Source organism: Methylocystis sp. Uni0008 (assembly GCF_056838045.1).
The window spans coordinates 2,185,759-2,206,553 of sequence record NZ_CM166370.1 but is presented as its reverse complement, the minus strand read 5'-3'; the positions used below and the strand labels follow the sequence as shown (position 1 = coordinate 2,206,553).

The 20,795-nt window shown below is 65.1% G+C and carries 16 protein-coding genes; 10 read left to right on the top strand and 6 right to left on the bottom strand.

Annotated features, from left to right (window positions below):
• Genes AC0X69_RS11005 through AC0X69_RS10985 form a run of 5 tightly spaced genes read left to right on the top strand, consistent with a single transcriptional unit; the run spans position 1 to position 4,234 of the window.
• Positions 1 to 1,317: a murein hydrolase activator EnvC family protein gene (locus AC0X69_RS11005; protein WP_482613374.1), complete on the top strand. Its 1,317-nt coding sequence runs from the start codon at positions 1 to 3 to the stop codon at positions 1,315 to 1,317.
• Complete coding sequence (locus tag AC0X69_RS11000; protein ID WP_482607582.1) at positions 1,314 to 2,678, top strand: S41 family peptidase; 1,365 nt, start codon at positions 1,314 to 1,316, stop codon at positions 2,676 to 2,678. The genes AC0X69_RS11005 and AC0X69_RS11000 overlap by 4 nt, the downstream gene beginning before the upstream one ends.
• A 49-nt stretch (positions 2,679 to 2,727) precedes the next feature.
• Positions 2,728 to 3,492, top strand: a complete 765-nt coding sequence (locus tag AC0X69_RS10995; RefSeq protein ID WP_482607581.1) for a heme ABC transporter permease — start codon at positions 2,728 to 2,730, stop codon at positions 3,490 to 3,492.
• Complete coding sequence (gene ccmD, locus AC0X69_RS10990) at positions 3,489 to 3,647, top strand: heme exporter protein CcmD (protein ID WP_482607579.1); 159 nt, start codon at positions 3,489 to 3,491, stop codon at positions 3,645 to 3,647. The genes AC0X69_RS10995 and ccmD overlap by 4 nt, the downstream gene beginning before the upstream one ends.
• Positions 3,644 to 4,234: a DsbE family thiol:disulfide interchange protein gene (locus AC0X69_RS10985; RefSeq protein WP_482607577.1), complete on the top strand. Its 591-nt coding sequence runs from the start codon at positions 3,644 to 3,646 to the stop codon at positions 4,232 to 4,234. Before ccmD ends, AC0X69_RS10985 begins: the two co-directional genes overlap by 4 nt.
• 16 nt (positions 4,235 to 4,250) lie before the next feature.
• Here AC0X69_RS10985 and AC0X69_RS10980 read toward each other — a convergent pair whose 3' ends face one another.
• Together AC0X69_RS10980 and AC0X69_RS10975 are read right to left on the bottom strand one after the other, a co-directional pair.
• The gene (locus AC0X69_RS10980) at positions 4,251 to 4,991 is read right to left on the bottom strand and encodes a sulfite exporter TauE/SafE family protein (RefSeq protein WP_482607575.1); all 741 of its coding nucleotides are present in this window, start codon (positions 4,989 to 4,991) and stop codon (positions 4,251 to 4,253) included.
• A gap of 25 nt (positions 4,992 to 5,016) precedes the next feature.
• Positions 5,017 to 5,643, bottom strand: a complete 627-nt coding sequence (locus AC0X69_RS10975) for a TetR/AcrR family transcriptional regulator (RefSeq protein ID WP_482607573.1) — start codon at positions 5,641 to 5,643, stop codon at positions 5,017 to 5,019.
• 195 nt (positions 5,644 to 5,838) lie between these two features.
• Here AC0X69_RS10975 and AC0X69_RS10970 point away from each other — a divergent pair, with 195 nt between their 5' ends.
• Positions 5,839 to 9,297: an acyl-[ACP]--phospholipid O-acyltransferase gene (locus AC0X69_RS10970; RefSeq protein ID WP_482607571.1), complete on the top strand. Its 3,459-nt coding sequence runs from the start codon at positions 5,839 to 5,841 to the stop codon at positions 9,295 to 9,297.
• A 156-nt stretch (positions 9,298 to 9,453) separates the two neighbouring features.
• Here the strand turns inward: AC0X69_RS10970 and AC0X69_RS10965 are convergent, their stop codons facing one another.
• Positions 9,454 to 10,431 (bottom strand): CHAD domain-containing protein, encoded by a 978-nt coding sequence (locus AC0X69_RS10965; RefSeq protein WP_482607570.1) that lies wholly within the window; start codon positions 10,429 to 10,431, stop codon positions 9,454 to 9,456.
• A gap of 150 nt (positions 10,432 to 10,581) precedes the next feature.
• On the opposite strand from AC0X69_RS10965, the gene AC0X69_RS10960 reads away from it, so the two are divergent.
• The 4 genes from AC0X69_RS10960 to AC0X69_RS10945 all read left to right on the top strand — a co-directional run bounded on the left by AC0X69_RS10960 (position 10,582) and on the right by AC0X69_RS10945 (position 15,588).
• On the top strand, positions 10,582 to 12,015 hold the full coding sequence (locus AC0X69_RS10960) for a homospermidine synthase (RefSeq protein ID WP_482607569.1): 1,434 nt from the start codon (positions 10,582 to 10,584) through the stop codon (positions 12,013 to 12,015).
• Positions 12,016 to 12,182: 167 nt separating this feature from the next.
• Positions 12,183 to 13,310 carry a PA0069 family radical SAM protein gene (locus AC0X69_RS10955; RefSeq protein WP_482607567.1) on the top strand — a complete coding sequence of 376 codons (1,128 nt, stop codon included), beginning with the start codon at positions 12,183 to 12,185 and terminating at the stop codon, positions 13,308 to 13,310.
• A gap of 179 nt (positions 13,311 to 13,489) precedes the next feature.
• A complete protein-coding gene (gene rnhB, locus AC0X69_RS10950) occupies positions 13,490 to 14,173 on the top strand; it encodes a ribonuclease HII (RefSeq protein ID WP_482613372.1) in 684 nt (227 codons plus the stop codon).
• Between the two features lie 242 nt (positions 14,174 to 14,415).
• Complete coding sequence (locus AC0X69_RS10945) at positions 14,416 to 15,588, top strand: site-specific DNA-methyltransferase (RefSeq protein WP_482607565.1); 1,173 nt, start codon at positions 14,416 to 14,418, stop codon at positions 15,586 to 15,588.
• An 89-nt stretch (positions 15,589 to 15,677) separates the two neighbouring features.
• Here the strand turns inward: AC0X69_RS10945 and uppP are convergent, their stop codons facing one another.
• The 3 genes from uppP to AC0X69_RS10930 form a co-directional block, all read right to left on the bottom strand.
• On the bottom strand, positions 15,678 to 16,550 hold the full coding sequence (gene uppP / locus AC0X69_RS10940; protein WP_482607564.1) for an undecaprenyl-diphosphatase UppP: 873 nt from the start codon (positions 16,548 to 16,550) through the stop codon (positions 15,678 to 15,680).
• 281 nt (positions 16,551 to 16,831) lie between these two features.
• Positions 16,832 to 18,553: an OFA family MFS transporter gene (locus AC0X69_RS10935; RefSeq protein ID WP_482607563.1), complete on the bottom strand. Its 1,722-nt coding sequence runs from the start codon at positions 18,551 to 18,553 to the stop codon at positions 16,832 to 16,834.
• A 252-nt stretch (positions 18,554 to 18,805) separates the two neighbouring features.
• Positions 18,806 to 20,782, bottom strand: a complete 1,977-nt coding sequence (locus AC0X69_RS10930) for an ethylmalonyl-CoA mutase (protein WP_482607562.1) — start codon at positions 20,780 to 20,782, stop codon at positions 18,806 to 18,808.
• Positions 20,783 to 20,795 lie beyond the last annotated feature (13 nt).

The window sequence follows — 20,795 nt, the reverse complement described above, 5'->3', positions numbered from 1 at the left end:
ATGAAGCGCGGGCTTATGTCAGCGGCGCTCTTTGCGACGACGGTCGCATTCTCGGCGAACGCCGAACAACAAAGCCCCGAAACGGACCTATCCACAAAGCAACTGGAATTGCGCGGCGTCGAAGACACGATGGGCGCCGCACAGGAACGCGCCCGCCGGCTCGAAGAGCAGCTGATCGATCACGCCGCGGCGCGCGAAAGGCTGAACGGCGCGCTCATCGAAGCGACGCAGCGCCTGCAGGAGACCGAGGCGCGCGCCGCCGAGATCGAAGAGCGGCTTTCGGTTCTTACCGAAAACGAGAGCAGGCTCGTCTCATCGCTCGAGAGCCGCCGCGGCTTGATCATGGAGATCCTGACCGTCCTGCAGAGGATGGGCCGCCGTCCGCCGCCGGCGCTTATGGCGCGCCCGCAGGAAATCCTCGAAGCGGTGCGCGCGTCGCTCGCGCTCGGCGCCGTGCTGCCGCAAATGCGCGCTGAAGCGCGCCAGCTTCAGCATGATCTCTCCGAACTGCAGCAGGTCCGCGACGGCGTTGCGCGGGAGCGGGAGCGTCTCGCCGAGCAGCAGGCGAGCCTCAAGGTCCAGCGCGAGCGGCTCGCGCCGATGATCACGGAACGTCAGCAGGCGCTCTCGACGGCGCAAAACGCGCTGCAGGCGGAGCAGGACCGCGCGCGCGTCCTGGCGCAGCGCGCGACCAGCCTCAAGGACCTAATTTCGCGCATGGAGGCGGAGAGCGCCGCCGCCAAGCGCGCGGCCGAGGCGGCGCGCAAGGCCGACGAAGAACGGCAAAAGGCTCAGGCAAAGCTTTCCGAGCGGGAGCGGCTGAACGCGCTCGCCGCGCCCTTCAAGGACCCGGCGCGGCTCGCGCCCGCCATCGCCTTCGTCGATCTCAAGGGCCGGCTGCCGGCGCCGGTCTCGGGACCGGTCGTTCGCCGCTTCGGCGCGCCCGACGGGTTTGGCGGCAAGGAGAAGGGACAGTCGATCGCGGCGCGGGAAAACGGCGTCGTTATCGCTCCTTGCGACGGATGGATCGCTTTTTCAGGACCTTACCGAAGTTACGGACAACTCTTGATCATTAACGCCGGCGGCGGCTATTATGTGGTCCTGGCCGGCATGAGTCGCACCAATGTGAATGTGGGACAGTTCGTTCTCGCGGGTGAGCCGATAGCCAGCATGGGAGACGGAGCCGCGCAGACCGCGGCGACCATCGCAATTGGCGCGAAACAACCCATTCTCTATGTTGAGTTCCGCAAGGACGGAGCGTCAATCGACTCGGGCCCATGGTGGGCGAAGTCAGACAGTCGGAAGGTCGGCGGATGATTCGCAAAACAGTTCTAATCGCTACGGGGATCGCCATCGGAGCGGGATGCGCCACGCTGGGCCAGCAGGCGCGCGCCGTCATCGGCGCTCCGGCTCAGGCTGCCTCCGCCGACACATACAAGAATCTAAGCCTGTTCGGCGACGTCTTCGACAAGGTCCGCGCCGATTACGTCGAGAAGCCTGACGAGCAGAAGCTGGTCGAAAACGCCATCAACGGCATGCTGACCTCGCTCGATCCGCATTCAAGCTACCTTGACGCCAAGGCTTTCAAGGACATGCGGACGCAGACGGAGGGCAAGTTCGGCGGCCTCGGCATCGAGGTCACGCAGGAAGACGGGCTCGTGAAGGTCGTCGCCCCGATCGACGAAACGCCGGCGTCGCGCGCCGGAGTCATGTCCGGCGATCTCATCGGCGCCATCGACGACGAGTCCGTGCAGGGCATGACGCTCAACCAGGCCGTCGACAAGATGCGCGGCGCGATCAACACGCCGGTTAAGCTGACGATCTTCCGCGGCAAGAACAAGGACAAGATCGAGGTCAAACTCGTCCGCGCCGAGATCCACATCAAGTCCGTGCGCACGCGCAAGCAGGGCGACGACATCGCATATGTCCGCATCTCGCAATTCAATGAGGAGACCGCGGAAGGCCTGCGCAACGCGATGGCCAAGGCGCAGCAGGATATCCCCGCGGACAAGTTCAAGGGCTACATCATCGATCTGCGCAACAACCCGGGCGGCCTGCTTGATCAGTCGATCCAGGTCGTCAACTCCTTCATCGACAAGGGCGAGATCGTGTCGACCCGCGGCCGCAACGCAGACGAGACCCAGCGCTACAACGCTCGCGGCTCGGGCGATCTGTCGAAGGGCAAGCCGGTCGTCGTGCTCATCAACGGCGGTTCGGCTTCGGCGTCGGAGATCGTCGCCGGCGCTCTGCAGGACCATAAGCGCGCGACGCTGATCGGCACGCGCTCATTCGGCAAGGGTTCGGTCCAGACCATCATTCCGCTCGGCGGCAGCGCCGGCGCGCTGCGCCTGACGACGGCGCGTTATTACACGCCGTCGGGCCGTTCGATCCAGGCCAAGGGCATCGACCCGGACATGGTCATCCTGCAGGACGTGCCGGACGAGCTTAAGGGCAAGGACGACACCAAGGGCGAAGCGTCGCTCAAGGGCCATCTCAAGAATGGCGACGACGAAAAGACCGGCTCTCAGGCCTATGTCCCGCCGGACGAGAAGAACGACAAGCAGCTGACCGCGGCCGTCGAACTTCTGCACGGCAAGCCGAGGGCGCAAATCCTCGCCGAGCAGACGAAGGAGGTCGCCAAGGACACGACCAAGCCGCCGGCCAAAGCCGCGAATTGACGGCGCGGATCATGCGGCTTAGGCAGTCGGCGGGAGTTTTCGGCCGTCGATGAGCTTTCTGTCCACTTACGCTAACCCAACGCGCTTTCTGCGTTTTGCAGAACGCGCGTTGCCGTGGCTCTCAAGCGCCACCGCGCTCCTGCTTGTTGTCGGGCTCTATGGCGCCTTCACGGCGCCGCCCGATTATCAGCAGGGCGAGACGGTGCGGATCATGTACATCCATGTTCCGTCGGCATGGCTTGCGATCTTCGCTTATGTCGTGATGACCTCGGCGTCGCTCGGCGTTCTCGTATGGCGCCATCCGCTGGCCGACGCGGCGCAGAAGACCGCCGCGACTCTCGGCGCCGCCTTCACCTTCATCTGCCTCGTCACCGGCTCCCTCTGGGGCAAGCCGATGTGGGGAACGTTCTGGGTGTGGGACGCGCGCCTCACCTCGATGCTCGTCCTGTTTCTCCTCTATCTGGGGCTCATCGCCGTGAGGCAGACGATGGACGACACGCCGCGCGGCGCGCGCATCGCCGCGATCATGACGCTCGTCGGCGCGATCGATATTCCGATCATCAAATATTCGGTCGACTGGTGGAACACCCTACATCAGCCGGCCTCCGTCTTCCGCATTGGCGGGCCGGCGATTTCCGGATCGATGCTTTGGCCGCTCATCGTCATGGCGCTCGCCGCGACGCTGCTGTTCCTGACCTTGCATGTGATGGCGATCCGCAATGAAATCCTGCGGCGCCGCCTCGCGCGGCTTTCGATGCAGGCGGTCCGGGCCGGCGAAACCGCCGGCGACGAAAGCATGGAGGCGGCGGAATGAGCGATCATTCGATTTACATCGCCGCCGCCTATGGCGTCACGGTCGCGACGCTCGGCGTCGTGACTCTGCGCATTGTCCTCGAATATCGTCGTTTGCGTTCCGCGCTGGCGCGTTTTGGCGCGGCGGGCGCCCGCGATGAAGGAGAGGGCGCGTGAGCGACGTCGTCGCGCCGCGTTCGGCGCTGCGCTTTCTGCCGCTGGCGCTCTTCGCGCTGCTGGCGCTCGTCTTTTTCGTGCGGCTTTTTTCCGGCGACGCCTCGCGCATCCCCTCGGCGCTGATCGGCAAGCCGGCGCCGGCCTTCGATCTGCCGGCGCTTGACGGACTGGCCGGCGTTCCGGGACTCTCGACCGAAGATCTGCGCAAGGGCCACGTGAGCCTCCTCAACGTCTTCGCAAGCTGGTGCGGGCCCTGCCGGCAAGAGCACGCCGTGCTGATGGCGATCGCGGGCAACGAAGCGCTCAAGGCGAAGGGCGTCGAACTTTACGGGCTTTCCTACAAGGACGAGACGACGAAGGCGTTGGGTTTCCTTGAGGAGGGCGGCAATCCTTTCGCGCGGGTCGGCGTCGATCCCGCCGGCCGCACCGCGATCGACTTCGGCGTCTACGGCGTGCCCGAGACATTCGTGATAAAGGGCGACGGGACCATCGCCTACAAATTCGTGGGGCCGCTAACGCCTTCCGCCGTCGCGACGACGCTCATTCCCGAGATCGACAAGGCCGCCGGCGCCGCTGCGACGCGCTGAACGCGCGGCGGGCCCGCTAAGGCGCTCTGAGGAAGAGCCCGACAGTCAGCGCTGCGCCGATCACGATGATGAAGATGCGCAGAAGTTTCTCATCGATGTGATGGATCAGGCGCGCCCCGGCGATCCCGCCGATCGTCGCGCCCGCGCTCGTCACCAACGCCTGCGGCCAGTGCAGATCCGGCGAAAACAGAAAGATGGCGACGGCCGAGGCGTTCATGACCCCCGCCAGAACATTCTTCGTTGCGCTGGCGATGCGCACGCCCTGTCCGGCCATGGTCAGCGCGGCGACCATCAGAAAGCCGATGCCCCCGCCGAAATAGCCGCCATAGACCGAGATCAGGAATTGCGCGACCCCCGCGCCGGGCGGGCTGAGATGCGTATGCGCCTCGCTCGGTTTACGAAAGAAGCTGCCCCAGGCGAAGACGCCGGTGGCGAAGAGCACGAGCCAGGGCACGAGCCGCGCGAACAGCCCGCGCGGGGTGGCCAGCAACACCGCCGCGCCGACGGCGCCGCCGACGATGCTGATCACGAACAGCGTGCGCAGCGACAGCCCGTTGGCGCCCTTCGCAAGCTTGCGGCCGGTCCAACCGGTCGCGACCTGCGCCGGAAACAGCGCCACGCATGACGTGACATTGGCGGCGAGCGCGTCCATGCCGGTAAACATCAGCGTGGGGAGGGTGAGGAAGGAGCCGCCGCCGGCGAGCGCATTCTGCGCGCCCGCCCAGACCGCCACGGCAAACAGCAGAACGAAAGCCATGCGCGCCTATGTCAGGTCGCGCCGCTCAAATCAACCGGGCGGACTCCATCATCAGGCCGTCCGCGAGAATGCGCACGACCTTTTCGAGCTGCTCGTCGAGCAGCTTCGGCGGCGTCTCGGCGATCTTCTCCTCGAGTCCGAGCGCCACGACGCCGTGGACCGCGGAGAACAGTGTTCGCGCCAGGGACTCGCGCGCCTCTTGTCCGGTTCCGGGCAGCAGATGCTCCAGCGGCGCGTCCAGCCTATGGAACAGACGATTGCGCGCGTCGACATACCACTGCGGCGGCGCGGTCCCCTTAGGCAGGCGATGCTCGAAGAGGGCGCGCCAGCTCGGCTCTTCGCGTCGCGCGAAACTCAAATAGGTTCGCGCCATCGTCTGCAGCGCCTGCTCCGCGTCGGCGTCTCCCAGCGCCGCCTCGATCGCGGCGTCAAGCCGGTGCAACGTGCGCGCGTTGACGCGCAGGATCAATTCGTCGAGGTCGTCGAAGGCCGTGTAAATGGCGCCGAGCGCGCAGCCCGCCGCCGCGGCGAGGTCGCGCGCCTTGAGGCCCGCGAGGCCCTGAGCGGCGATCGTCTCCTGCGCGGCCTCGATCAGTCGCTGGCGGAGTTGGGTCCTGCGGTCGCCCCCCGCTTCGGTCATTTTCTCGTTCAAGGGACGTTCTCTCCCATCGTTCTTGAACATCGTTCATTTTTTGGTTGACGGCGCAGCAAAAGCGCTGCAGTGTCTATTATGAACACAGTTCATGGCGAAAGGCTGACCTTCAACGCCCATTGCAACGCGCCCGACTTGACCGATCCTTAAGGGTGATCGGCGAAAGTCTCGACGCCCCTTCCCGGAAGTTCGGACATGACGCATTCGCTTCTCGTTTCGCGGCGTTTCGCGCCGTTGTTCTGGCGTCAGTTCTTCGCGGCCTTCAACGACAATTTCTTGAAGAACGCGCTGGTGCTCCTGATCCTGGCTCACGCGGCCGAGAGCGGAGCGTCACTGGTCACGCTCGCCGGCGCCGCTTTCATCGCGCCGTTCTTTCTTCTGTCGGCGATCGGCGGCGAGATGGCCGACAAATACGACAAGGCGCGGGTCGTGCGCTGGCTCAGCGTCGCGGAGATCGGCGTGGCGGCATTGTCCGCGATCGGTTTTCTGTTCGCAAATATCCCGACGCTCTTTGGCGCGCTCATCCTCTTTGGCGTCACCGGCGCGCTGTTCGGTCCCGTCAAATACGGAATCCTGCCCGATCATCTGACCCGGGAGGAGCTTCCCGCGGGCAATGCGCTGGTTGAAAGCGCCACCTTTTTCGCGATTTTGACCGGCACGATCGCCGGCGGCATGGCGCTCCACGTGGGCGACGGGATTATCCTCGCGACGGGAGTCATGGTCGTCGCGGTCCTTGCCCTTGGCGCCGCCTGGCTCATTCCTCCCACGCGGCGCGCCGATCCGGATCTCGAGATCGACGCGAATATTTTCCGCTCGACGTTCAAACTGCTGCGGCATCTGCGCGCGCAACCCGAACTGCGGCGGCTTGCGATCGTAACGAGCCTCTTCTGGCTGTTCGGCTCTATCGCCATGGCGCTGGCGCCAGCGCTCATCGTCCAGAGGCTGCACGGCGCGGAACTCGTCGTCAGCATCCATCTTGCGCTATTTGCGGTTGGCATCGCCGTCGGGTCGGGTCTTGCCGCCTTCCTGCTCAAGGGCAAGATCGTGCTGCTGCCGTCCGCCGCCGGCGCCGCGCTCGTCGCCTTCGGATCGGCCGACCTCGGCCTTGCGCTGTTCCTTTCGCCGGCGCCTGACGCATCGGCGGCGCTGCTGCCGCAAGCCTATTTCGCGCAGCCGCTCGCATGGCGCGCCGCGATCGATCTGTCGCTGCTCGCGATCGCCGGCGGCCTGATGATCGTTCCGTCCTTCGCCGCGATTCAGGCGCAGAGCGCGCCGCAACAGCGCGCGCGCACCGTCGCCGCGGTCAATGTGCAGAACGCCGCCTTCATGGCGCTGGGCGGCGTCGGCGTGGCGGGTCTGCAGAGCTTGGGCGTCTCCTTCGCCGCGCTGCTGACGGGGCTGGCCGTCGTCTCGTTCATCGCGTCGATCTGGATCGTCAAGGCGGTGGTCGTATCGCCGCTGCAGGATTTGCTGTCGATCTACTTTCGCGCCTTTTATCGGCTCGAAGCGAAAGGGCTCGAAAATTTCGACGCGGCCGGGCCCAATCCGATTGTCGCGCTCAATCATGTGAGCTTTCTCGACGCCGCCGCCATTCTCGCCGTCATGCCGAAGCAGCCGGTCTTCGCCGTCGACCGCGAGATCTCCAAGAAGTGGTGGGCGAGGATGTTTCTGAAGTTCGTCCGCGCCATTCCACTCGATCCCGCGAATCCGCTGGGCGCGCGCACGCTCATCAACGCCGTCAGAGACGGCAATCCGCTCGTCATCTTCCCGGAAGGCCGGCTCACCGTCACCGGCAGTTTGATGAAGGTCTACGACGGCGCCGGGCTGATCGCGGAGAAATCCTCCGCGATGGTCGTCCCCGTGCGCATCGACGGCGCCGAGGCGACGATGTTCTCGCGGCTGACGCGCGAACAGGCGCGCCGGCGGTGGTTCCCAAAATTCACGCTGACCGTGCTCGAACCCGTCCGGCTTGGCGTCGACGATGCGCTGAAGGGCAAGGCGCGGCGGATGGCCGCCGGCGCGGCGCTCTATCAGATCATGTCGGATCTGCTGTTTCGAACGACGAACGTCGATCGCACGCTATTTGAAGCGGTCGTCGAAGCGTCGCGCACGCATGGGCTCTCGCGCGTCGCGCTGGAAGACCCGATCGCCGGCGCGTTCAGCTATCGCAGGCTCCTCATCGCAACGCGCGCGCTCGCCGGCAAGATCGCCGCGATCGGCAATCCTGGCGACGCGATCGGACTCATGGTGCCTAACGCCAATGGCGCGGGCGTTTCCTTCCTTGCGGTCGTTTCAGCCGGGCGCACGCCGGCCATGATCAATTTCACCGCGGGCGCCGCCAACATACTCGCCGGTTGCGAGGCGGCGCAGGCGCGGACCATTCTGACGTCGCGCGGCTTCATCGAGAAAGCCAAGCTCGAAAAACTCGTCGCGGCGCTCGAAGAAAAAGTTGCGATCGTCTATCTCGAGGATCTGCGCGCGCACGTTTCCTTCGTCGACAAGCTCGACGCCTTTCGGCGCTTTCGCCGGCCCGTCGTGACGCGCAAGGCCGACGACATGGCGGCGATTCTTTTTACTTCCGGTTCGGAGGGCGCGCCAAAGGGCGTGGCGCTATCGCATAAGAACATGCTGGCCAATGCGGCGCAGGCCGCCGCGCGCATCGACTTCGGACGCACGGACAAGGTCTTCAACGTGCTGCCGATGTTTCATTCCTTCGGGTTGACGGTCGGCTTCATGCTGCCGCTCATCTCCGGCGTTCCGGTCTACCTCTATCCCTCGCCCTTGCACTACCGCATCGTGCCGGAGCTCGTTTACGGCTCGAACGCGACGATCCTTTTTGGCACCGATACTTTTCTCGCCGGCTACGCCCGCGCGGCGCACGCTTATGATTTCCGCTCGATCCGCTACGTCATCGCCGGCGCCGAGCCCGTGAAGCAATCGACGCGCGATTTGTGGATGGAAAAATTCGGCGTGCGCATCCTCGAAGGCTATGGCGTTACGGAAGCCGCGCCGGTGCTTGCGCTCAACACGCCGATCTTCAACAAGTTCGGCGCCGTCGGACGACTGATGCCGGGCGTCGAACACAGACTCGAACCTATGCCTGGCGTCGAGGGCGGCGGACGCCTCCTTGTGCGCGGACCCAATGTCATGATGGGCTATCTGAAAGTGGACAAGCCCGGCGTGGTGCAGCCGCCGGAGAACGGCTGGCACGACACCGGCGACATCGTCACGATCGATGCGCAGGGTTATGTGACGATCAAGGGCCGCGCCAAGCGGTTCGCCAAGATCGGCGGCGAGATGGTCTCGCTCGCGGCGATCGAACAGCTCGCGGCGGAACTTTGGCCCGGCGCGCTCTCGGCGGCCGCAACGGAGATCGACCCGCGCAAAGGCGAGAGAATCATTCTCATCACCCAGCACAAGGACGCGACGCGCGCGGATTTCCAAGCTTATGCGAAATCGAAAGGCGCCGCCGATCTGATGATCCCCACGGAAATCCTGGTTGTCGAACAGGTGCCGCTGCTCGGTTCCGGCAAGATCGACTTTGCGGCCGTGACCAAACTCGTGCGCGAGCGCGGCCGCTATATTCTGTCCACTCCGCGGCTGCCGAACGGCCTGCACGGGCGCATCGACGGCAGCGCCACGATATCGGCGTGAACGGCTTTGTCGTGTAAGCTAAGGCCTCTCATCGTGCGAAGCGCTTGGCAATTCGCGTCACCCGAGGCCCCTATCCTGAGGAGCCCTCAAAGAGGGCGTCTCGAAGGACGAGGGCCGAAGACGAATGCCTGAGATGTCTGCGTCTGCGGACGCGCTCTACGTCCAAAACGGCGCCAGTTTCTTCAGCCGTTTTTCGCTCTTTCTTGCATGCGCGACGCCTTGCTGCGCCGCATGCGCGAACCAGCCGCGGATAAATCCGGAGGCGCGGGCGGCGTCAGGATGTTCGGCGTCGACGCGGTCGAGCAGCACGTTCGCCACCTCCATATCGTTGAAGACGCCCAACTGGTCCTGCATGTCGCCGAGCGCATGCAGATAGGCGCGCGCGGCCTTGCGATCGTCAAAGAGGCTTTCGAAAAATTCCGCGCCATAGCGCGCCTTTTTCAGCGCGATGCGGACCCGGTGCCGGTCTTCGGCCGAGAGCTGCGCGAAGTTCTTGCTCTTCTTCAAGAGCCGCTTGCGCAGGCGGGTGAGCGCGCGCGCGGCGAAAGCGCAGGCCGAGCCCGGTTCGCGCATCTGCGGCGCGATCTCCCAATCTCGCCGCGCGATCGTCAGGCGCAGGTCTTCGACGAACTGCGACGTTTCTTTCGACGACAGCTTGTCATGCGCGGCGCCGTAGGTCTTTTCCCGAAACGATTTGATCGCATCGGTCAGCGCATGAAAGCTCGGGTCGTCGCCGAGCGCCTCGCCCGGGCCGGCTTTGATCGTCGCGCTAAAGACGTCCCAGTCGCGCGCGTCGCCGAGAACGGAAGCGATGGTTTTGGCGCGCTCGCGCGCGTCCTCGAGCGCCGGCCCGGCGAGGGAGGGCTGCAACAGTCCGATCGCCGCCCGCAGTCGGCGCAGGGCGACCCGCATCTGATGCACGCTTTCCGGCGCGCTCGATGTTTGAAGAAGCGGGATATTGGCGAGAAAATGCTCGAGCGAGGCGGAGAAAATGGCCGCGGCGGCGTCCTCGAGCGCATCATCCTGCGAAAGCTCGATCGCTTTCGCCTTGATCGCCGCCGGCGCGTCGGCGGAATCGGTCTCCCCCGCGCCATGGGGCGCGCTTGCATTCGCTGGTTCGGTCGAACGCTCCATAAGACGCTCTACGGCAGGTTTATCGCACACATAGGATTCGGCGCGCGCGGCGCAACATTATGCGCGCCGCCTCCGGTCCCTCAAGCTCTTGATTAATACGTCCGCGCTTGCTTTATCGCGGCGCAACATCTTTCTCGGGAGCTGCGCCTTATGTCGACTTGGCCAAACTACGGCAAAATCACTGGTCCGATCGTGCTGATCGGCTTCGGCTCCATCGGCCGAGGCATTTTGCCGCTGATCGAGCGCCACTTCGATTTCGACAAGTCGCGCTTCACCGTCATCGACCCGGTCGATACGCATCGCCGTCTGCTCGACGAGCGCGGCATCGCGTTTTTAAAGACAAGCCTCACCCCCGAAAACTACCGTGAGGTTTTGACGCCGCTGCTGACCAAGGGCGATGGCCAGGCGTTCGTCGTCAATCTCTCCGTCGACGTTTCGTCGCTCGCGATCATGAAGCTCGCGCGGGAGCTGAAGGCGCTTTACGTCGACACCGTCATCGAGCCCTGGCCGGGCTTCTATTTCGACAAGAGCATGGGCAATGAGGCGCGCACCAATTACGCTCTGCGCGAGACGGTGCTCGATGAGCGGCGCAAGAATCCGGGCGGCTCGACCGCCGTCTCCTGCGTCGGCGCCAATCCCGGCATGGTGTCCTGGTTCGTCAAGCAGGCGCTCGTCGATATCGCGCGAGACACGGGCGCGCTCGACAAGGAGCCCAGCACCCGCGCCGAATGGGGCGCGCTCGCGCAGAAGCTCGGCGTCAAGGGCATCCATATCGCCGAACGCGACACGCAGCGCGCGCGCGATCCGAAGCCGCGCAACGTCTTCGTCAACACCTGGTCGGTCGAAGGCTTCGTCTCCGAGGGCATGCAGCCCGCCGAACTCGGCTGGGGGACGCATGAGAAGGGCCTGCCCGACATTGGCCGCACGCATCCGACGGGCTGCGGCGCGGCGATCTATCTGCTCTCGCCCGGCGCCAACACCCGCGTGCGCTCATGGTGCCCGACGCCCGGCGCGCAATATGGCTTTCTCGTCACGCATAATGAGTCGATATCGATCGCCGATTTCCTGACGGTGCGCGACGGCTCGGGACAGGCGATCTATCGTCCAACCTGTCACTACGCCTATCATCCCGCCGACGACGCGGTGCTGTCGCTGCATGAACTGTTCGGCGCCGCCGGCAAGATGCAGGAGAGCTGGAAAATTCTCGACGAGCATGAAATCGTCGACGGCATCGACGAACTCGGCGTGCTGCTCTACGGCCACGCGAAGAACGCCTATTGGTTCGGATCGCAACTTTCGATCGAGGAGACTCGCGACCTCGCGCCGTATCAGAACGCGACGGGGCTTCAGGTGTCGTCCGCCGCGCTCGCCGGCATGGTCTGGGCGCTCGAAAACCCGGAGGCCGGCATCGTCGAGGCCGACGAGGTCGACTACAAGCGCTGCCTCGACGTGCAGCTGCCTTATCTCGGCCCGGTGAAGGGCTATTACAGTGAGTGGACGCCGCTGGACGGTCGTCCGGGGCTGTTCCCGGAAGACATCGACCAGGACGACCCCTGGCAGTTCAAGAATTTTCTGGTGCGCTGAGCGCGCAACAGATGGATTGAGGGGAGGCGCGCCGCCGAAAGCCGGCGCGCCTTTTCCGTTCAGCAGCCGCACTTGCATGGCGCGCATGTTCTCTATATGTTCTTAGCCAGGTTTCCGCCATGGCGCGACGGCGACGCTCGCGACGGCGGCGGCAAAGGTTGGCGAACATGGGGCGTGCGGTTCAATCGGTAAGGGAGACGACGGGCGCGCCGCCGGGCGACCCGGCTTCCTTCGTCGAGGCGGAGCGCCGGCGCGGGCGCGGGACTCTGTCGAAGCGCAGCGGCCGCTTCGAGAAGGAGACGCGCGAAGAAACCGACGACGGCTGGGGGTCGCTGGAGAGCCTCGAAGCGCTCAAGACCAATTTCCACGTCGAGAAGCCGCGCACGATCATCACCAGGAACGATTCGCCCGACATTTCCTTCGATCGTTCGATCAATCCCTATCGCGGCTGCGAGCATGGCTGCGTCTATTGTTTCGCGCGCCCGACGCACGCCTATATGGGCTTTTCGCCCGGCCTCGATTTCGAGACCGAGATCTTCGTCAAGGAGGGCGCCGCGCAGCTTCTCGAACGCGAATTGTCGGCCCCGGGCTATGCGCCGAAGACGATCGCCATCGGCACCAACACCGACCCCTATCAGCCTGCGGAGAAGAGCCATCGCGTGATGCGCTCGATCCTTGAAGTGCTGGCGCGCGCCAATCATCCGGTCGGCATCGTGACGAAGTCGGCGCTCGTATTGCGCGATCTCGATCTACTCGCGCCCATGGCGGCCAAGGGCCTGGCGAAGGTCGCGATCTCCGTGACGACGCTCGACCGCAAGCTTGCGCGCCTCATGGAGCCGCGCGCCGCCACACCTGAGCTGCGGCTCGAGGCGCTAGAAAGGCTTAGCGCCGCCGGAGTGCCGACCGCGGTGATGACGGCGCCGATCATTCCCGCCATCAATGATGACGAGATCGAGCGGATTTTGACGCGGGCGCATGCGGCGGGCGCGCGCGAGGCCGGCTATGTGCTGCTGCGCCTGCCGCTCGAATTGCGCGACCTCTTCACCGAATGGCTCCTCGCGCATTTTCCTGACAGGGCGCGCCGCGCCCTGGCGCTCGTTCGTTCGACCCGCGACGGCAAGCTTTATGACTCCGCTTTCGGAACCCGCATGAAAGGCGAAGGCCCCTACGCCTGGATGATCGGCCGGCGCTTCGAACTCGCCGCAGCCCGGCGCGGCTTCGCGCAGAAAGCGAAGCTGCGGACGGATCTTTTCGAGCCGCCGCGCCGCGCGCCGCAACAGCTCAGCCTGTTCTGACCAAATTTTTGGGCGCTCGTCTCCCGCCCGACCGTCCGACCCGGCTGATTTTTCTTTGGAACGCCGCCGCAGGCGACGTCCTTCGGCTTGCCAGCGGCGGGCTCTCCGAGCTTTATTCGCGAGCGGCTCCTGCGCCCCATGACGCGCCAGGATCGCGCGCGATCGGGCGGGGGGAGCGTTTGGTGACGGTCAGCGGGCCCACTTTCCGGCTGGAGGGACAGCTGCGCCGGCAGGGCGTCTGGCCGATCGCCGGCGTCGATGAAGTGGGACGCGGGCCGCTCGCCGGACCGGTCGCGGCCGCGGCGGTGATTCTCGACCCCGACCGGCGGCCGCGCGGGCTCGACGATTCGAAGGCGCTCAACCAGGCGCAGCGCGAGGAGGCGTTCGAGCGGATCATGGCCAGCGCGCTCGCGGTCAGCGTCGCTTTCGTCACAGCCGCCGAAATCGACCGCATCAATATCCGGCAGGCGTCGCTCGCGGCCATGGCGCGCGCCGTGGCGGGTCTTACCCACGCGCCCGCCTATCTTCTCGTCGACGGCAACGACAGGCCGCCGGTCAGTTGCCCCTGCCGTTTGATCGTCAAGGGCGACGCCACCGCGCTCTCCATCGCCGCAGCGTCGATCGTCGCCAAGGTCGCGCGCGACGCCATGATGCGGCGTCTGGCCGCCCATTATCCGCAATATGGCTTCGAGACCAACGTCGGCTACGCCGCGCCGCGCCACCTCGAAGCGCTGGCGCTGCATGGCGCGAGCCCGGCGCACCGGGTCAGCTTTGCGCCATGCTCGAGGCCAGCCGAAATGCTCCAGATTGGCGCGCTGGACGCGTCACTGTCGCCGGCGAAGACGCCTGACCAGGACGCATAATTTGGATTAAGGCGGTCCGGTTGATTTCGGCGCTCGAAACGAGCGTCGAGAATGGCTGCAAGCTGCTCGACCAATATGGCGCGAACGCGCGGGAGCAACGCCGTCAACTATTCGCTAACCTTTTTATTTCCTTAAGACTTCCGTTCGAAAAAGAGACGCGCTGCTTTTCTCGCTCTAAACGCGGCTTTTACCTCCCTACGTCACTATCGCGCCTGTTGAGTAGCGTTGGTGGTGTTGAGTTCATGCGTAGCGCGCGCGTCGGGGCGGCTCGCCTCAAAGCCCGAAATCAGGTCACGCGTATCGGGCGCTCCAGACATGGGCCGCTCCGCGCGACGGCGCGCAACGAAATCCTCAGCGGCGACTGCGTCGCATCGATGGAGCGATTGGCGGACGAGAGCGTCGATCTCGTCTTCGCCGATCCGCCCTACAATCTGCAGCTCGCCAATCCTCTGCATCGTCCGGACCAGAGTCTCGTCGACGCTGTCGATAACGACTGGGACAAATTCGCGAATTTCGCCGCCTATGACGCCTTCACGCGCGACTGGCTGGCAGAGGCGCGTCGGCTGATGAAGCCTTCGGCGACGATTTTCGTCATCGGCTCCTATCACAATATCTTCCGCGTCGGCGCGATCATGCAGGACCTCGGCTTCTGGATCCTGAACGACATCGTCTGGCGCAAGAACAATCCGATGCCGAACTTTCGCGGCCGCCGCTTCACCAACGCCCATGAGACGATGATCTGGGCGGCGCGCGACCAGAGCGCGAAGAACTACACTTTCAATTATGAGGCGCTGAAAGCCGCGAACGAGGATTGCCAGGTGCGCTCCGACTGGCTGCTGCCGATCTGCGCAGGGACCGAGCGCCTCAAGGATGGCGCAGGCCGTAAGACCCATCCGACGCAAAAGCCGGAGGCGCTGCTCGCGCGCGTCATTCTCGCCGCGTCAAAACCCGGCGATCTTGTGCTCGATCCATTCTTCGGCTCGGGAACGACCGGCGCCGTCGCCAAGCGCTTGGGGCGCGATTGGCTCGGCATCGAGCGCGACGGCGATTATCGCGCGGCGGCTCATGCGCGGATCGCCGCGGTCCAACCCTTGCCGGATGAGGCGATCGCGACCGCGCCCTCAAAACGCGCCGAGCCGCGCATCGCCTTCGCGAGTCTTGTCGAAGCGGGACTGATTCAGCCTGGCGCCGCGCTCACCGACGCCAAGAGACGGCATGTGGCGCTGGTGCGCGCCGACGGCGCGCTGTCGCTCTCAGGATTTGTCGGCTCGATCCACAAGACCGGCGCGCTGGCGCAGGGCCTCCCGGCCTGCAACGGCTGGACCTTCTGGCATTATGAAGAAAAGGGCGCGCTCGCGCCGATCGACGACCTGCGCGCGCAAGCGCGCGAGCGTCTGCGGGTCGCGGCGGAATAATATCCGTCATTGCGAGGAGCGGAGCGACGAAGCAATCCAGAGCTTTGGGCGCGACTCTGGATTGCTTCGCTTCGCTCGCAATGACGGCCTTATGCCAGAAAGCCTGCGTAGAAGCCGACGAGCAGCACGATCCCGATGAAGCCGCGATAGAAGACGAAGGGCCAGGCGGAAAAACGTTCGAGAATTCGCAGCAGGCCCCAGATTGCGACGAAGGCGGAAAGCGACGCGACGAAGAGCCCCAGCGTCAGCACCGCCCAGCCGTGGAAATCGAGCTGGGCCTTGTGCAGCTCCCACAGCTCCTTCAGTCCGGCTAGAGCGATCGCCGGCAGGCCAAGCAGGAAGGAAAAGCGCGCGGCTTCCTCGCGCCTTAAGTCGAGGAAAAGCGCCGCGGTCAGAGTGGAGCCCGAACGCGAGACGCCTGGAATCAACGCGCCGACCTGCGCGAAGCCGACGATCATCGCATCCTTCAAGGTGACATGTTCGAGCGTGCGCTTGTGGTTGCAATAGAGTTCGGCGATGGCGAGCAGCGCCGCCATCACGATCGAGGAAATGCCGATCACCGGCAGCGTGCGCAGCGGCGAGCCGCAAGTGTTTAGCGTATGTGACAGCGCCATGCCGGCGAGGCCGATCGGCACTGTCGCGAGCGCGATCCAGACGACGAAGCGAAAGGTCCAGTCGTTGAAATCGCGTCGCACGAGCGCGCGAACGGAGCCTTCGGCCAGCGCGCGGATGTCGCTCCAGAAATAGCTGACGACGGCGGCGAGCGCGGCGAGCTGCATCGCGGCGGAGAAGGCGGAGCCGGGGTCCTTCCAGCCCAGAAGCGCCGGCACGATGCGCATATGCGCGGTCGAGGAGATCGGCAGCAGCTCGGTGATGCCCTGCACCACGCCAAGGACGGCGACTTTCATATAGCCGAGATCGACGAACCCCGTGTCGAGCCCATTCGTGCAAGCGGTCGCCATAGAGGCCCCTCGTCTCGTTGCGGCCCCGCGACGAATCACGACGGCGCCGAGCGACTCCGACTTCTGACAAACAAGCAGGCCACGATCAAGGCGAGCCGCCGAGGCAATCGGGTGAAGGCTGGGGGTTCGCGCATCCCTCCCCTTTACGGGGAGGGTGGCCCCGCGAAGCGGGGCCGGGTGGGGTGATACCGCTCGCCGCCGCGCGACGAGAACCCCCACCCGGCGGGCTGCGCCCGCCGACCTCCCCGCAAGGGGGAGGTATTTCGCGGGCCTTCACGAGATCAGCGAAACAGAGCGGCGGTCTTCAGGAGCGTGATCCAGACGCCCCAGGCGAGCGGCGCGCCGACGGCGGCCCAGGCGAGGCCCATCAGAAGCGCTCCGCCGTTGGGGAGACGCGCGGCGCGTGCGGCGGCCGGCGGATCCTCATCCGCGGCGCTCGGCTCCCGCGCCTCTTCGACAAAATCCTCGAAGTCGGCGTGGACCTCGTCCTCTTCCTTGACGACCTCGGCGACGGTGACGTGTTTTTGCGCCGCCACCTCTTCGTCGCTCATGTAATATTTCTCGGCGCACGGCCGCACGAGGAGATTGCAGAGGAGCCCGCAGAGCAGCAGGCCGGCGAGAACATACATCGTCTGATTATAGGCGTCCTCGCGCGGCGCGCCGACGCTCAACTGATATTCGCGAATGTAATTGACGAGCACCGGCCCGAGCACGCCCGCGGTCGACCAGGCGGTCAAAAGCCGGCCATGGATGGCGCCGACATGGTGCGTGCCGAAAATGTCGGCGAGATAGGCGGGGATCGTGGAAAAGCCGCCGCCATACATGGTGATGATGAACGCGAAGAGCAGAACGAAGACGCCGACCATTCCGCCTTTCGCCGCAAAGGGGATCGCCGAATAAAGCGCAAGGCCGGCGACGAAGAAGATCGCGTAAGTGAGCTTGCGGCCGAACCTGTCGGAGGCCGACGCCCAGCCGATGCGCCCGCCGATGTTGCAGAGGCTCAAAAGGCCCGTGAAGCCCGCGGCGATCGCGGCGATCTGCTTCTTCTGATCGGCGTCGAGCTGGTCGAATCCGACGTCCAGCCCGATCAGCCTGCCGCCGAAAACTTCCTGCAGCATTGGCGAGGCCATGCCGAGAACGCCGATGCCCGCTGAAACATTGAGGCAAAGCACGCCCCAGAGCAGCCAGAACTGCGGCGTCTTCCAGGCGACGTCGAGATGCACATGGCGATGCGTCATCATGCCGTTCATGCCCGCTGTGGGAGGCGTGAAGCCGTCCGGCGCCCAGCCCTGGGGCGGCACCCGATAGCTGAGCGCGCCGGCGACCATGAAGGCGAAATAGATCGCCGCCAGCGTGACGAAGGTCTGCCAGACGCCGGGCGACGCCGGCGTGGCGTAAATGCTCATCAGCCGGTCGGCGAGCGGCGCGCCGATCATCGCGCCGCCGCCAAAGCCCATGATGGCGAGACCTGTCGCGAGGCCGCGCCGGTCGGGGAACCATTTGATCAGCGTCGAGACGGGGGAGATATATCCGAGCCCCAGGCCGACGCCGCCGATCACGCCGGAGCCGATCCACAGCAAGAGGATCTGATGCAGATAGACGCCGAGCGCCGAGATGAGCAGGCCGCCGCACCAGCAGCAGGCCGCCGCGAGTCCCGCCTTGCGCGGCCCCGCCGTCTCCAGCCAATGGCCGAACACCGCCGCGGAAGAACCGAGAAACACGAAGAACAGCGTGAACGTCCACCCGAGCCAGCTGATCTTCCAGTCGCAATCGGTGGCGACGAGCGTCGCGAAAAACCCGAGCGTTTGCGGGCATTCCTTCGGCTGCGCGCCGCCGACCACGCGAGAGAGCGGCAGCCAGAAGACTGAGAAGCCGTACGCCATGCCGATGCACAGATGAATGGCGAGCGCCGCCGGCGGCGCGAGCCAGCGATTGAAGGCAGGCGATGCGATGGTGCGCTCGCGGCTCAGGAAGTCGGATCGGGCGATGGCGGCGGCGGTCATTAATGCTTCCCGAGCTAAAATGTAGCCTCGCGGTTATCGCGTATGCGCGGAGCCCGGCACAAGTCCGGACTGCACAAAGCAATCTTCATGCAGAGGAGCCGCCGCGAGCTTTCATTGGAGCGCGTCATGGCCGGGCTTGTCCCGGCCATCCACGAAGGCGATCGCGCCTATACGGCAGGCCGACTTGAACTGGCGCCGCGTCATGCCCGCGACAAGCGCGGGCATGACGCAAAGAGGGGAGGCGCCTACGCCTCAGACCGCCGCCTTCTCGATGATATGGGCGAGATCGGTCATGATGGCGTTGAGGTCGTAGTTCTTCGGCGTGTAGACGGCCGCGACGCCGGCTTCGCGCAGGAGCTTTTCATCGGCTGGCGGAATGATGCCGCCGACGACGAGCGGCGCGTCGACGCCTTCCTGCTTCATCAGCTTGATCACCTCATGCGCCAGCGTCACATGCGAGCCTGAAAGAATGGAGAGGCCGATGCAATGCGCGCCTTCCTTCTTCGCGGTCTCGACGAGTTCGGCCGGCGTCGAGCGGATGCCGGCGTAGATCACATCGAAGCCGGCGTCGCGCGCGCGCACCGCGATCTGCTCGGCGCCGTTCGAGTGACCATCGAGGCCGGGCTTGCCGACCAGGAATTTCGCCCGCTTGCCGAGCTTCTGCGAGACGCGCTCGACTTCGCCGCGCACCGCGTCGAGCGCGCCGCCGACCTGACGCGCCGTCGACGAGACCCCCGTCGGCGCGCGATATTCTCCGAACACGCCGCGCAGCACATTGCCCCATTCGCCGGTGGTGACGCCCGCCTTCGCCGCGGCGATCGACGGCTCGACCATGTTGCGGCCTTCTTTCGCCGCGCGCGCCAGTGCTTCGATGGCGGCCTGCGCGGCCTTCTGATCGCGGGCTTCGCGCCAGGCTTTCAGCCGGGAGATCTGTTCGGCCTCGACATGTTCCGGCACGACCATGATCTGATCCTCGCCCGAGGCGAGCGGCGACGGCTCGCCGCCGGTGAATTTATTGACGCCGACGACGATCTGTTCGCCGGCCTCGATCGACTCGAGTCGCGCGGTGTTCGCCTCGACGAGCTTCGATTTCATATAGCCGATCTCGACCGCCGCGGCCGCGCCGCCGAGGTCTTCGATCTTCCTGAGTTCGGCTTTCGCCTCGGCCTTCAGTTCGGCGACCTTGCGGGCGATCTCGGGATTGCCGTCGAAGATGTCGCCATATTCCAGGAGGTCCGTCTCATAGGCCATGATCTGCTGCATGCGCAGCGACCATTGCTGGTCGAAGGGCCGCGGCAGGCCGAGCGCCTCGTTCCAGGCCGGCAGCTGCACGGCGCGCGCGCGCGCGTTCTTGGAGAGCACGACGGCGAGCATCTCGATCAATATGCGGTAAACGTTGTTTTCCGGCTGCTGCTCGGTGAGGCCGAGCGAATTTACCTGCACGCCATAGCGGAAGCGGCGAAGCTTCTCGTCCTTCACGCCGTAGCGCTCGCGCGTGATCTCCTCCCAGAGCTCCACGAACGCCCGCATCTTGCAGAGTTCGGTGACGAAGCGCATGCCGGCGTTGACGAAGAAGGAGATGCGGCCGACCACTTGCGCGAAATCCTCGTCCGAGATTTCGCCGGACTTCTTCACATTGTCGAGAATGGCGACGGCGGTCGCGAGCGCATAGGCGAGTTCCTGCGACGGCGTCGCGCCGGCTTCCTGCAGATGGTAGGAGCAGACATTGATCGGGTTGAACTTCGGACATTCCTTCGTCGTGAAGAGAATGAGATCCTGGGTCAGCCGCAGCGACTGCGCCGGCGGAAACACGTAGGAGCCGCGCGACAGATATTCCTTGATGATGTCGTTTTGCGTCGTGCCCTGCAGCTTTATGCGCGGCGCGCCCTGTTCCTCGGCGGCGGCGATGTAGAGCGCCATCAGCCACACGGCGGTGGCGTTGATGGTCATCGAGGTGTTCATCTCGCCGAGCGGGATGCCCTCGAAGAGCGTGCGCATGTCGCCCAGATGCGAAACCGGCACGCCGACCTTGCCGACTTCGCCGCGCGAGAGCGGATGGTCGCTGTCATAGCCCGTCTGCGTCGGCAGATCGAAGGCGATGGAGAGACCGGTCTGGCCCTTGGCGAGATTGGAGCGATAGAGCTTGTTGGACTCGCTCGCCGTCGAATGGCCGGCGTAGGTGCGGAACATCCAGGGCTTATCGCGGCGCGGCGCGGACATATCGTTCATATAGCGTCTCCTG